We start from the raw sequence: 12,572 nt of genomic DNA, 5'->3' as shown, positions 1-12,572 counted from the left end.
TCGAGATCGGTGATCGTCAGCGACCATGCGACGACCGACCCGGCCCCCGAACCGCGCCCCGGTCCCACGGGAATTCCTTGGGATTTCGCCCACTTGATGAAATCGGCAACGATGAGGAAGTAGCCGGCAAATCCCATCTGGCCGATCATGTCGAGCTCGTAGCGAAGGCGCTCCCGATAGGGCCTCGCCGCCGCGGCGCGCCGCGGTTCGTCCATATCCCGCATGAAGACCTGGGCAGCGAGGCGTCGTTCGAGCCCCTCCCCCGCCTGGGCGTCAAGCTCGGCGTTCTCGTCACGTCCGGTTTCGACGGGAAAGGGCGGCAGAATCGGCTTCTCCGCCTTGGGGTAGAAGGCACAGCGCCGCGCAATCGTGAGGGTGTTGTCGATCGCCTCGGGTATGTCGGCGAAGAGGGCGCGCATCTCCGCGGCCGATTTGAATCGATGCTCGGGTGTGAGCCGGCGTCGGTCGGGCTCGGAGACATAAGCGCCCTCGGCGATGCAGATCAGCGCGTCGTGCGCCTCGTACATGCCGTCGTCGGCGAAGTACGCTTCATTGGTGGCGACGAGCGGTACGTCGTGCTTGTAGGCGAGATCGAGGAGTGCGCTTTCGATTCGGCCCTCGACCGGCAGGCCGTGACGCTGCAGCTCGACATAGAGCCGGTCCGGGAAAATTCGCGCAAGGGCCAGAAGCATCGCTTCGGCCGCGGGTCCCTGCCCCTCGGCCAGGAGCCGACCGACGGCACCCCCAGCGCCGCCGGTGAGTGCGATCAGGCCCTCGCTCTGCGCGGCAATGTCGGCGAGGGTTACTTGCGGCACTTCTCCCGTCGGACTCTCGAGAAACGCCTTGCTCACGAGCTTCAGAAGTGCCCGGTAGCCTGCGGCATCCTTGACGAGCAGCACGAGCTGGTCCGGCTTTGGCGCTCCGGCACCCGCCTTGACCTCGTGGTCCTCGCGGCGCACCGCGAGCTGGCAGCCGACGATCGGCTGAATCCCCGCGGCCTCCGCGGTCAGCGCAAACTCGAGTGCCCCGAAGAGATTGCCGCTATCGGTGATCGCCACGGCCGGCATGGCGCTCGTTTTGGCCAGCTCGACGAGCGCCTTGATCTTGATCGCCCCTTCCGAGAGCGAATAAGCCGAATGAACCCTGAGATGAACGAAATCGGCGTGAGGCATCGTGGTTTCTAAGACGTCATCGGAAATTGCGCTCCGAGTACGTTCGACACCGTTATATGTCAATTATGAAAGCGATGCACTGACGATCGTCCCGTCCTTCAGCTCCAAGACACGGTCCATTCGCCGCGCCAGTTCGAGATTGTGGGTCGCGATCAGTGCTGCCAGGCCCGAGTCGCGGACGAGGGTGAAGAGCTGGGCGAACACGGCGTCGGCGGTATGATGATCCAGATTGCCGGTCGGCTCGTCGGCGAGCAGGATGCGTGGCCCATTGGCGACAGCGCGTGCGATTGCGACGCGTTGCTGCTCGCCGCCCGAGAGGCGTGCCGGGCGATGGCTCGCCCGACCCGCGAGGCCCATGATGGCCAGAAGCTCGGTTGCGCGCTTTCTCGCGGCCCGCCGCGATTGGCCGGCGATCATCTGGGGCAGCATCACGTTCTCGAGCGCTGAAAACTCCGGCAGCAGGTGGTGGAACTGGTAGACGAAGCCGAGATAGCTGCGGCGGATCGCGGTGCGCGCGTCATCGCTCAACCCGCCGCAAGAATATCCCTCGATCGTCACATCCCCACCATTGGGTCGCTCGAGCAGGCCGGCGAGATGCAGAAGGGTCGACTTACCCGCGCCGGAGGGACCGACGAGGGCCACGACTTCGCCTGCCCTCACCTCCAGTCCCGCACCACGCAGCACTTCGAGCCGTTCGGAGCCCTGGCGATAAGTGCGCACGATATCCTGGAGTGCAAGCGAAGGGGCGTTCGGCTTGGGAGCGGTTGCGTCACTCATAGCGTAGCGCCTCGACCGGATCGAGGCGCGCCGCACGCCAGGCCGGATAGATCGATGCGAGAAACGCGAGGCCGAGGCTCATGAGGACGACGAGGACCACCTCGTGCGGCTCGACCTTGGCCGGAAGCTGGGTGAGATAGAAAAACTCGGCGGGAAAGAGGTTCTGCCCCGTGGCACTTTCGAGCCATCGGTGAATCGCCTCGATGTTGTCGGCAAACAAAAGCGCCGCGACGACGCCAAGGATGGTGCCGACAATGCCGATGCTCATGCCGCTCAGGAAAAAGACCCGCATGATCATGCCGCGCGTGGCCCCCATCGTGCGCAAAATCGCGATGTCGCGCCCCTTGTCCTTCACGAGCATGATGAGGCCCGAGATGATGTTGAACGCGGCAACCACGATCACGAGCGTCACAACCAGGGCGTAAAGGTTGCGCTGGAGCTGGATGAAATTGAAATAGCTTGCCTGGGCGCGCTGCCAGGGAACGGCGCGGACGCCGGGCCCCGAAGCACTCAAGATCCGACCCGCCATCGCCTCGGCCCGCTCCGGGTCGTCGAGGCGCACCTCGAGCTCGCTGACAGCGTTTGGAAGCTTGAAGTAGACCTGTGCCGCTTCGAGCGGCATGTAGACGAATGTGCTGTCGTAGAGCGACATCCCGACGTTGAAGATTGCGACGACGTGATACGTCTTCATTCGCGGCACGGTGCCGAAGGCCGTCACCGCGCCCTCCGGCGTGATGAGCGTGATCTGCCCGCCGACCGTCACGCCGAGCTGGCTGGCAAGCCGATACCCGATGACAACCGCGTCGTCATCGAAGGCGTCGAGCGATCCGTCGACGAGGTTGCCCGAAATTATGTGAAGCGCCTTGAGGTCGTCCGGCTTAATACCCTTCACGACGGCGCCGCTGGAACTGGTGTGCGCGGTCACCATCGCCTGACCGTCGACAAGAGGTGTCACGCTGACGACATTCGGCAGGCCACGCAGACGTGCCGCCAGTGCATCGTAATTCCCGAGAGAATAGGATTGGCTTTGCACCGAGAGATGGCCGTTCACGCCGAGGATGAGCGTGATCATCTGCTCGCGAAAGCCATTGAAGACCGCGAGCGTCACGATGAGCACCGCAACGCCCAGGAAAATGCCGATGAAGGAAAAGCCGGCGATGACGGATATGAAACCTTCCTGCCGCCGCGCACGCAGATAGCGCATCGCGACCATACGCTCGAAAGTCGAGAAAGGCATGCCCTGCCGCCTAGCCGACGAGCCGTGCCAAGGCACTCTCGCGCGAAAGCTCCTGCCGCTCCCCGCTCCGACGCGATTTGAGTTCGACGATTCCGCCCTTGAGCCCGCGCGGGCCGACGATGAGCTGCCACGGCAAGCCGATCAGGTCCATATCGGCGAACTTGGCCCCGGCACTCGTGTCGCGGTCGTCATAGAGCGTATCGGCCCCATTCGCGCGAAGCTCGGCATAGATCGCATCGCACGCCTCGGTGCAATCGGCATCGCCCGGCCTCAGGTTGATGAGGCCGACCTTGAAGGGTGCGACCGGCTCGGGCCAGATGATGCCGTTTTCGTCGTGGCTCGCTTCGATGATCGCACCCGCGAGGCGCGACACGCCGACCCCGTAGGAGCCCATGTGCACGCACACTTCCTTGCCGTCGGAACCGGTCACGAGGGCGCGCAGGGGATCGGAATATTTGGTGCCGAAATAGAAAATGTGGCCGACTTCGATCCCGCGCGCCTCGACGCGTTTCTCCGGCGGAATCCGCGCGAAAGCGGCCGGATCGTGCTTCTCGTCGGTGGCGGCGTAAAGGCTCGTCCAATGCTGCACGACGGGCTCGAGCTCGCCTTCATAGTCGAGGGTGCTGCCGAGAACGTCGAACTCGACGAAATCGCGATGGCAATAGACCGCACTCTCGCCGGTCGACGCCAAAATGATGAACTCATGGCTCATGTCGCCGCCGATCGGGCCGCTTTCCGCCGCCATCGGGATCGCTTTCAGGCCCATGCGCGCGAAGGTGCGCAGGTAGCAGACGAACATCCTGTTGTAGGAGCGTTTTGCGTTCGCGAAGTCGATGTCGAAGGAATAGCCATCCTTCATGAGGAATTCGCGTCCGCGCATCACGCCAAAGCGCGGCCGCACCTCGTCGCGGAATTTCCATTGAATGTGATAGAGGAGCTTCGGCAGGTCGCGGTAGCTTTTGACCGAGTTGCGGAAAATGTCCGTGATCACCTCCTCATTGGTCGGACCATAGAGCATCGGACGTTCGTGCCGGTCCTCGATGCGCAGCATTTCCTTGCCATAATCCTCGTAGCGGCCCGACTCCTTCCAAAGATCGGCCGACTGGATCGTCGGCATGAGAAGCTCCTGGCAACCCGCGGCGTCCTGTTCCTCCCGCACGATCTGCTCGATCTTTTTGAGGACGCGAAAGCCGAGCGGCAGCCAGGCGTAAATTCCGGCACTTGTCTGACGGATCATGCCCGCGCGCAACATGAGGCGATGGGAGACGATTTGCGCCTCCGTCGGGGTCTCCTTGAGGGTCGGCATGAAAAAGACCGAAAGACGCATTCTCGCCTCTTCTCGACATGGCCGATTGCGCGACACCCGGGGCCTCGACCGGTGCGCCGGAATTTAGGCTATGGCTTCCACCATAGCAATGGCGCTTGTTTGGCCGATCTCGATGAAACGCCTGGGTCGACATCCTCCGCGATCCCCGTGAAGTGTCCGGATTTTGTCGTTCTTCAGCCCGCGCGGCAACGGAGCCGCCCATCGCGTGTGGCGCAACTTTGCGCGATGTGGACGAAGGCACCCCCAGGTCTGGGCGGTTTGGGGAAAAATTTTCGCATTGAAAAAATCCCCCTTGACCGAGGTGCAACTCAAGTATATAGCTTGCTTCATATTCGATTGTTGCGCCCGCCCGGAACCGAACCGTGGCGGGCGTTTTCATTCCGAAGTCATCTTCCCTGCGTGGTTCCGGCCGGAAGTAATCGCTGGAACCGCGGGGAGAGCGTGCGGCACTTTCGTACGCACGCCCAAAAGGACGATATTTAAGGACGGAGCCGCTCGGACGACGGAATGCCAGATCCGTCGATCTCCTTACTGACCGGCCATGATCCTCCGGCAGGCATCGGCGAAGGCGGCGGCGTCGGGGTCCTCCAGGGGCTGGCCATTGAAATATGCCTTGCCGTCCTTGTAGGACAGCACCCCGATGTCGGCTTTCGATTGGAAATTGTTGGGGTTGGCAGGGATACCGAGCCGTCGGCCGAGATTGGCGGTGATCTCGATCGAAAATTCGTCGGGCACCGTGATTTGGGGACTTCCCGGCATGTCCGCGGGTGCTACGGGCTGGCCGTTCACGTCAACGCCCGGCTGGTATGTCACATCGGGGCCAGGAACATGTTCCACAAGGCTGGCGCAGGTTTCGCGCGTTGCCCTGATCGTTTCCGCCGAGGCGTGTCCCGCTGCAAGAAGAACAACCGTCACGAGCAGGAAGATGCGCCCCGTCATGCCTTGAGAGTATTAGGTCGCCCTTAAGCAAACATTAAGGTGTTGCAATTTGCGCATGGTGAGATCGATTGCCAAATATCTCAGCAAGTGGCCGCGATCATTGCGATTTTTTGTTGCATAAATATTTAGCTTCAGTCATAAGGAATAGCGCGAATGGGCTGCCCTCGGGTCGCCCACGTCGCCGAAAGCGGGCCAATGCATCGTGTCCCCGAGTTGCAAGAAGGGGTAACTCAAAACCCCGGGAAAAGCACACGAGCGGCCCAAGTGTAGCGAGGAAAAACCAAAAAAGCGTCGGGTGCAAATAAACTCAACCGCTCAAAACCAAACCACAACCCGCAGCAACCCGATGCATTATGGCAAGGCCCTCCCCAGGGTCCTTGCCATTCTTTTTCGCCCGAAGGCGATGTCTGCGTCAAACGCGCATCCATGGCGCCCCGATCTTCCGGATCCGCTTGAAAATCGGACAATCCTCTCGGTGCGCTCCGGGCAAATAGCCGATCGACATCAGGAACTCGCCCGTGATCTCGCCACCGGTGAAGACGAACGTCTTCTTGAAGAGCTTGACCCATTCGGCTTTTTCCAAGGGATGCTGTGCTGCGAGCCAAGCGGCAAAAGAACCGTGACTTTTTCGCAAGTGCCGGATGCGTTTTGCATTCTCGATCGTCGCGGCGACCTTGAGTTTGTTGCGCACGATGCCGGTATCGTTCAGAAGGCGCGCCTCATCCCGTGCGCCATAGCGCGCGACACGGTCAACCTCGAAGCCGTGAAAGGCGTGGCGAAATGCTTCGCGTTTTTTGAGCATGGTGAGCCAGTTGAGCCCGGCTTGATTGATCTCGAGCACGAGGCGTTCGAAAAGCTCGCTCTCGTTGTCGAGTGGGAAGCCGTATTCCAGGTCGTGGTAAGGCCCGTGCCAGGGATGACCGGGTGCTATATCGCAATAGCCGGACAAGGCGTTCACTCCTTCAGCCTTCCCTGAACGAGATCAGATCGGAAGCTGCGAGCCAATAGGCGATGCCCCAAAGAACGATCGCAATACCGGTCGTTACGGCCATTTTCAGCCACAGCCTGGGCTTTGCCGGAGCGCTCGTCGCGTGGCCGCGTTCAACGGCATCGGGGACCCGCACGCCCCACGGGAGCACCATGAAGAGAACGAGCCACCAGATGATGATGAAGGAGACAAGCCCTTCGAATACCGTCATGCCTAGACTTCCTCGAGTTCGACAAGAGTGCCGCAGAAGTCCTTGGGATGAAGGAACAACACGGGCTTGCCGTGGGCGCCGATCTTCGGCTCGCCATCGCCGAGTACGCGCATGCCCTGGGCTTTGAGCTTGTCCCGCGCGGCACGGATGTCGGCGACTTCATAGCAGACGTGATGGATGCCGCCCGCGGGGTTGCGCGCGAGAAAGGATGCAATCGGCGAATCCGGCCCGAGCGGATGCAGAAGCTCGATCTTCGTGTTCGGCAATTCGACAAAAACGGTTGTAACGCCGTGCGCCGCCATATCGACAGGGCGAGACACCTTGGCCCCGAACGTGTCGCGGTAAAGGGCTGTCGCCGCCGCCAAGTCGGGCACGGCCATTGCCACATGATTGAGTCTGCCGATCATTTGACCCTCGCTGATCCCTCCCTTTTCGGCTCGGCTACTATATACGCACGAGATGCACCTCGATTGACGGTTTCTTGCCGCGAGCAAGCCGGACGTGTCGGCGGATTGCGAGCCTGACCGCCTCGCGGATTGCGCCATCGTCCTCACGCGCGGGCTTGGGCAGATCCTCTACCGCCTCGACGATTGCGCGGACCGCCTCGACGACGAGTCCGCCCGTTCCTTCGTCGTCCACAAGACCGGGGAGCGCTAATTGCGGCTCCGTCACCAACCCGCCGGCTCGATCGATGACGATCGTAGCGACCGCGGCGCCGTGCCATGACATGCGCGCACGGCTTTTGACCGCCGTACCGTTCGCGGGAACGAGTGCCGTCCCATCGAGCGCCAGGCGGCCAAAGGGCGCCTGGCCGACGACGGCTGCGGGGCCCGGCGCCAGTTGCACGATGTCGCCGTTCGTCACCACAACGACGTCGCGCACCTGACATTCCCGCGCGAAGCGGGCATGCTCGATCAAGTGCCGCGCTTCGCCATGAACCGGAATGGCAATTTGGGGACGCACCCAGGCATACATCTCGGCAAGTTCGTCGCGCGCCGGGTGTCCGGAGACGTGCACGAACTCGTCGTGCTCGGTGACGATCGCGACGCCAAGGCGGGCCAATCCGCTCTGAAGGCGGAAGATCGCACGCTCGTTCCCCGGAATGATGCGCGAGGAGAAGATCGCGGTATCGCCGGCCTCGAGCGTTATGTGGGGGTGCTCGCCAGCGACGACGCGCGCAAGGGCCGAACGAGGCTCACCCTGGCTTCCGGTCATGGCGAGCACCACTTTGTCGCGCGGCAGAAAGGCCGCCTCGGCATCGCCGAGAAAACGCGGAATATCCTGGAGATAGCCGTTCTCGAGGGCGGCCTCGTAAAAGCGCCAAAGGGAGCGGCCAACGAGTGCTGCGTGACGGTCGTTGGCCTCGGCGATTTTGGCGACCGTTTCGAGGCGCGCCACGTTCGAGGCGAAACACGCAATCGCGACGCGCTGGGGTGCGCGCGCCACAAGCTCTACCAGGCTCCTGCGCAAATCCGCCTCCGAGCCCGAGGTGCCGCTGCGCAGCACATTCGTCGAGTCGCACACCATGGCGAGGACACCTTCCTCGCCGACGTGACGGAGTGCCGCTGAATCGGTCACGGGTCCGACGAGCGGGTCCGGATCGATCTTCCAATCGCCCGTGTGAAGCACGGTACCGAGGGGAGTCCGGATCACGACAGCGTTCGGCTCGGGGATCGAGTGCGTGAGGGTGATGAGCTCGAATTCGAAGGGACCGAGCGTGAACCGCCCCGAGAGCGGGACAATCGTGATCTCGGCCTCATCGAGAATGCCGGTCTCCGCAAGCTTGCGGCGCAGGATAGAGGCGGTGAACGGCGTCGCGTAGATAGGGCAGCGCAGTTGGGGCCAAAGATACTGTACGGCGCCGATATGATCTTCGTGGGCGTGCGTCAGCACGATGCCGAGTAATTGCTCGCGCCGCTCGACGACGAACGCGGGATCGGGCATGACGACTTCGACACCCGGCATGCGGTCATCGCCGAACGTAATCCCAAGGTCGACGATGACCCAGCGTCCGTCGAACCCATAGACGTTGAGGTTCATCCCGATCTCGCCCGCACCGCCAAGCGGGACGAACAGAAGTCCCTCCGGCGCGACGGGCAGCGGCTCGCGCGCAGCCGAGGATTCCGATGCGACGATCCCCGCACCCTTCTTATTTTTCATCCACGATTCCGCCGGTAGATGAGCCACAATCCCCAAAGCGTCAGTGTGTCGTCGACACGCTCGATCGCATTCGTCGCCCCTTCGAAGAGGGGTGCCAGGCCGCCGGTCGCCACCACGCCCATTGGCTCGCCCCATTCCTCCTTGATGCGCGCAACCAAGCCTTCGATCAGGCCGACATAGCCCCAGAATATGCCCGACTGCATGCACGGAATGGTGCTTTTGCCGATCACCTTGGCCGTGCGCTCGATGCGCACGCTGGGCAGTTTGGCAGCGGCCATATGGAGCGCACGGAGCGAGAGATTTATCCCCGGCGCGATCACGCCGCCGCAATAGTTGCCGTCCTTGTCGATGACGTCGAACGTCGTCGCCGTGCCGAAATCGACCACGATCAGTGGCGCTTTATATCGATCGTGAGCGGCTACGGTGTTCACGAGGCGATCGGCTCCGACTTCCTCGGGCCGATCGACAAGCGCCTCGACGCCCAGATCGAGGCCCGGTTCGCCGACCATGAGTGGTGCGCTTTTGTAATAGCGCTTGCAAAGCCGTTTAAGATTGAAGTCCGCCTCGGGAACGACGGATGCAACGATGGTGCCCGAAATCTTTTCTCGCGAGAGCTTGTCGATACCCATGAGATGGTCCAGCCAGACCACGTACTCATCCGCCGTCCGCTGAAGGTCCGTCGCCGTGCGCCAGACACCGCGCATCTTTCCTTCGGCCCATACCGAGAAGACGGTGTTCGTGTTGTTGCAGTTGATAGCGAGCAACATGGGGACCTCACGCCGTCACGGGAAGCGCAAAGACGTCGCCGGCGGTTATGCGTCGGAAGGCGCCACCCTCGATTTCGAGCAACAGCGCGCCGCTCTCATCGATATCGCGAAAGCGCCCCTCGAGAACCTCGTTTTCAAGGCGCGCCTGAATTATCTCCCCACGCCGCCAAGCCCGTGAGAGCCAGGCCGCCCGGATGGGCTCGAGCCCCAGGCGGTGCCAGCGATCGAACTCGCGGGCGAAAGCCTCAACGAACGTTGCGAGCGTTCGTTCGACTGTGATCGATGTGGGGCAAATTGCGTTGAGCGAGGTCGCTGGAAAACCCGTCGCCTCGGGGAAACTTACGACATTGATGCCGATGCCGAGCACGAGCCAGTCGAGCGAACCTTGCTGGCTCGCGGACGATTCGAGGAGAATGCCGCACGCCTTTGCACCATTCAGAAGCACGTCGTTCGGCCATTTGAGCTTTACGGTTGCCCGATCGCAGAGTGCGTGGAGCGCTTCGCCGGCGGCTACGGCAGCGACCATGCCGAGTTGAACCGCTTGCCGTGCCGGACAATCGGGCCGCAGAACCATCGAAAGATACAAATTCCCGGGAGGCGAGGCCCACGGGCGTCCGAAGCGCCCGCGCCCCGCGTTCTGCGCCCGGGCCCAAACCAGCGTTCGGTCCACCGCCCCAGCGGCAGCCTGCCGCTTGGCTTCCTCATTCGTGCTGTCCAGGCAGTCGAACGTCAAAAGACGATAGCCGGCCGGCAGCCGGACGTGCGGACTCATCCCGGAAAGAGTGCGGCCGCCGCAATCTTGGCGCCGGCCAGGATCGGTGCGGGGTAGACGAAGAAAAGGAGCGTGAAGACGCCGGTCACGGTCAAAACCGTGGATAGCGAGGCGCCGATCGGGCGATCGAAGCGGAGGGTCGCATCGTCGAAATACATAACCTTGACGATCCGCACGTAATAGTAAGCACCGACCACGGTCGTAAGCACGCCGATCACGGCAAGGGTGTAGAGTTTCGCCTCGATCGCCGCGAGGAAAACGTAAACCTTGCCGAAGAACCCTGCGAGCGGGGGCACGCCGGCGAGCGAGAACATGAAGATCGCGAGGCCAAGCGCCAGCACCGGCTGCGTCTTCGAAAGGCCGGCAAGGTCGTCGATTCCCTCGATCATGCGACCCTTTTCGCGCATGCACAGAATGCACGCAAACGCACCGCTCACCATGGCAAGATAAATCGCCATGTAGATCATGACGCCTTGAACGCCCACTTCGTTGCCGGCGGCGAGGCCGACGAGGGCGTAGCCGATATTCGAGATCGAGCTGTACGCCATGAGCCGCTTGATGTTCTTTTGGTTGATCGCCGCGTAGGCGCCAAGCGCCATCGAGGCGATGGATATGACGATGATGATCTGCTGCCATTGGCCGACAAGCTGTCCGAATGGACCGACCAAGACCCGGACGAACAATGCCAACGCCGCGATCTTCGGTGCCGCCGCGAAAAAGGCGGTGACGGGGGTCGGCGCACCTTCATACACGTCAGGCGTCCACATATGGAACGGGACGGCGGAAACCTTGAAGGCAAGTCCAGCCGCCACGAATACGATACCGATGACGACGCCGATCGAGGTCGGCATGCCGCCGGTCGAGAACTGTGTCGCGAGCGTGACAAAACGCGTGGTGCCCGCAAAGCCGTAGATCAGCGAGGCACCGTAAAGCAGCAACCCGGAACTCAAGGCGCCGAGCACGAAATATTTCAGGCCCGCCTCCGTCGAGCGCAGGGAGTCGCGATGGAACGCCGCCACGACGTAAAGCGCGAGACTTTGCAGTTCGAGGCCGACATAGAGCGAGATCAGGTCGTTGGCGGAGACCATCATCAGCATGCCGACCGTCGCAAAGATGAACAGCACGGGATATTCGAAGCGCGCCATATTCTCGCGCTCATTGAAGCCAAGCGACATGACGATCGCGAGAGCCGAGCCTGCAAGCACGAGGAGCTTCATGAAGGCGCCGAAGCGATCGACCACGAAGAGCCCGCTGAAGACCGTCGCGGGTCGCGCGGGGGTATAGGCGACGACCAGGGCGCCGGCGACAATGAAGGCCGCAAACGCGAGCCACGAAACGAGACGGGTCGAGCGATCGCCGCTGAACACGCCGATCATGAGAAGCAACAAGCCTACCGCGGCAAGCCAGATTTCCGGAAAGGCGAGTTGAGCGTTGGCGAGATAACTCACGTGGGCCGCCCCCTGGAACGTGATGCCGAATCGGTCATGATCTAGCGCCGCAACTGGGCAAGGATGGTCTCCCCGTTCGATGCGTGGAGCGCTGCATTGTACTGGCCGATCACGCGCCCAATCGAAGCGTGCATCGGATCGAGGAACGAGGTCGGATAAATACCCATCCAGAACACGACGACAAGGAGCGGTGCGAAGACCGCCACCTCGCGCGGGCTCAAATCGAGTATGTCCTTGAGTTCGGGCTTGGTGAGCGCGCCGAAGATGACGCGGCGATAGAGCCAGAGCATGTAGGCGACACCCAGGATCATGCCCGTCGCACCCAACGTCGCCACCCAGGTATTCACCTTGAAGACGCCAAGGAGGGTCACGAACTCGCCGACGAATCCGCTCGTCCCCGGCACGCCCACCGCAGCGAGCATGAAAATCATGAAGGCGAAGGCATAAACCGGCATCCGATGGACCAGCCCTCCATAGGTCGCAATCAAGCGGCTATGCATGCGGTCATAGACGACGCCGACACAGAGGAAGAGTGCCGCTGACACGACTCCATGGCTCAGCATCTGAATCATGGCCCCTTCGAGTGCCTGGGGCGTCAGCGCGAAAATCCCCATCGTCACGATGCCCATGTGCGCAACCGATGAATAGGCGATGAGCTTTTTCATATCTTCTTGGGCAAGTGCCACGAACGACGTGTAAATCACCGCAACGACCGACAGCGCATAGATAAGCGGGCTGTAATAGAGCGACGCCTCCGGCATGATCGGCACCGAG

General features: G+C 62.0%; 13 protein-coding genes. All 13 read right to left on the bottom strand.

All coding sequences use genetic code 11. The annotated features are described in order from the left end of the window. Positions 1 to 1,172, bottom strand: a 1,172-nt coding sequence (locus VEJ16_09130; GenBank protein ID HYB09820.1) for a PHP domain-containing protein, incomplete at its 3' end; no start/stop codon positions are given. Between the two features lie 63 nt (positions 1,173 to 1,235). Beyond that, a complete protein-coding gene (locus VEJ16_09125; GenBank protein HYB09819.1) occupies positions 1,236 to 1,949 on the bottom strand; it encodes an ABC transporter ATP-binding protein in 714 nt (237 codons plus the stop codon). Then, the gene (locus VEJ16_09120) at positions 1,942 to 3,186 is read right to left on the bottom strand and encodes a lipoprotein-releasing ABC transporter permease subunit (protein ID HYB09818.1); all 1,245 of its coding nucleotides are present in this window, start codon (positions 3,184 to 3,186) and stop codon (positions 1,942 to 1,944) included. The genes VEJ16_09125 and VEJ16_09120 overlap by 8 nt, the downstream gene beginning before the upstream one ends. 10 nt (positions 3,187 to 3,196) lie before the next feature. Continuing rightward, complete coding sequence (locus VEJ16_09115; GenBank protein HYB09817.1) at positions 3,197 to 4,513, bottom strand: proline--tRNA ligase; 1,317 nt, start codon at positions 4,511 to 4,513, stop codon at positions 3,197 to 3,199. Positions 4,514 to 5,041: 528 nt separating this feature from the next. Next, entirely contained in the window at positions 5,042 to 5,452 is a 411-nt protein-coding gene (locus VEJ16_09110) for a hypothetical protein (GenBank protein HYB09816.1), read from the bottom strand. Between the two features lie 412 nt (positions 5,453 to 5,864). Then, positions 5,865 to 6,401, bottom strand: coding sequence for a DNA-3-methyladenine glycosylase I (locus tag VEJ16_09105; protein HYB09815.1), 537 nt, complete (start codon positions 6,399 to 6,401; stop codon positions 5,865 to 5,867). A 13-nt stretch (positions 6,402 to 6,414) separates the two neighbouring features. Further along, entirely contained in the window at positions 6,415 to 6,651 is a 237-nt protein-coding gene (locus VEJ16_09100; GenBank protein ID HYB09814.1) for a DUF1467 family protein, read from the bottom strand. A gap of 2 nt (positions 6,652 to 6,653) precedes the next feature. Further along, positions 6,654 to 7,058 (bottom strand): methylmalonyl-CoA epimerase, encoded by a 405-nt coding sequence (gene mce, locus VEJ16_09095; protein HYB09813.1) that lies wholly within the window; start codon positions 7,056 to 7,058, stop codon positions 6,654 to 6,656. A 37-nt stretch (positions 7,059 to 7,095) separates the two neighbouring features. Beyond that, positions 7,096 to 8,811 carry a ribonuclease J gene (locus tag VEJ16_09090; GenBank protein HYB09812.1) on the bottom strand — a complete coding sequence of 572 codons (1,716 nt, stop codon included), beginning with the start codon at positions 8,809 to 8,811 and terminating at the stop codon, positions 7,096 to 7,098. Then, on the bottom strand, positions 8,808 to 9,578 hold the full coding sequence (locus VEJ16_09085; GenBank protein HYB09811.1) for a type III pantothenate kinase: 771 nt from the start codon (positions 9,576 to 9,578) through the stop codon (positions 8,808 to 8,810). The genes VEJ16_09090 and VEJ16_09085 overlap by 4 nt, the downstream gene beginning before the upstream one ends. Before the next feature lie 7 nt (positions 9,579 to 9,585). Then, the gene (locus tag VEJ16_09080) at positions 9,586 to 10,350 is read right to left on the bottom strand and encodes a biotin--[acetyl-CoA-carboxylase] ligase (GenBank protein ID HYB09810.1); all 765 of its coding nucleotides are present in this window, start codon (positions 10,348 to 10,350) and stop codon (positions 9,586 to 9,588) included. After that, positions 10,347 to 11,798 (bottom strand): NADH-quinone oxidoreductase subunit NuoN, encoded by a 1,452-nt coding sequence (nuoN, locus tag VEJ16_09075; protein HYB09809.1) that lies wholly within the window; start codon positions 11,796 to 11,798, stop codon positions 10,347 to 10,349. The genes VEJ16_09080 and nuoN overlap by 4 nt, the downstream gene beginning before the upstream one ends. A gap of 41 nt (positions 11,799 to 11,839) precedes the next feature. Continuing rightward, a partial coding sequence (locus VEJ16_09070) for an NADH-quinone oxidoreductase subunit M (GenBank protein ID HYB09808.1) occupies positions 11,840 to 12,572 on the bottom strand: 733 nt, incomplete at its 5' end.

The organism is Alphaproteobacteria bacterium (genome assembly GCA_035625915.1).
Lineage (GTDB): Bacteria > Pseudomonadota > Alphaproteobacteria > JACZXZ01 > JACZXZ01 > DATDHA01.
The sequence above is the reverse complement of the archived record's forward strand: the minus strand, read 5'-3'. Positions and strand labels throughout refer to the sequence as shown.

Excerpts from the sequence above, each read along its gene's own strand:
- VEJ16_09125 (HYB09819.1), bottom strand. The coding sequence starts at position 1,949 with ATGAGTGACGCAACCGCTCCCAAGCCGAACGCCCCTTCGCTTGCACTC.
- VEJ16_09120 (HYB09818.1), bottom strand. The coding sequence starts at position 3,186 with ATGCCTTTCTCGACTTTCGAGCGTATGGTCGCGATGCGCTATCTGCGT.
- VEJ16_09115 (HYB09817.1), bottom strand. The coding sequence starts at position 4,513 with ATGCGTCTTTCGGTCTTTTTCATGCCGACCCTCAAGGAGACCCCGACG.
- VEJ16_09110 (HYB09816.1), bottom strand. The coding sequence starts at position 5,452 with ATGACGGGGCGCATCTTCCTGCTCGTGACGGTTGTTCTTCTTGCAGCG.
- VEJ16_09100 (HYB09814.1), bottom strand. The coding sequence starts at position 6,651 with ATGACGGTATTCGAAGGGCTTGTCTCCTTCATCATCATCTGGTGGCTC.
- mce (HYB09813.1), bottom strand. The coding sequence starts at position 7,058 with ATGATCGGCAGACTCAATCATGTGGCAATGGCCGTGCCCGACTTGGCG.
- VEJ16_09090 (HYB09812.1), bottom strand. The coding sequence starts at position 8,811 with ATGAAAAATAAGAAGGGTGCGGGGATCGTCGCATCGGAATCCTCGGCT.
- VEJ16_09085 (HYB09811.1), bottom strand. The coding sequence starts at position 9,578 with ATGTTGCTCGCTATCAACTGCAACAACACGAACACCGTCTTCTCGGTA.
- VEJ16_09080 (HYB09810.1), bottom strand. The coding sequence starts at position 10,350 with ATGAGTCCGCACGTCCGGCTGCCGGCCGGCTATCGTCTTTTGACGTTC.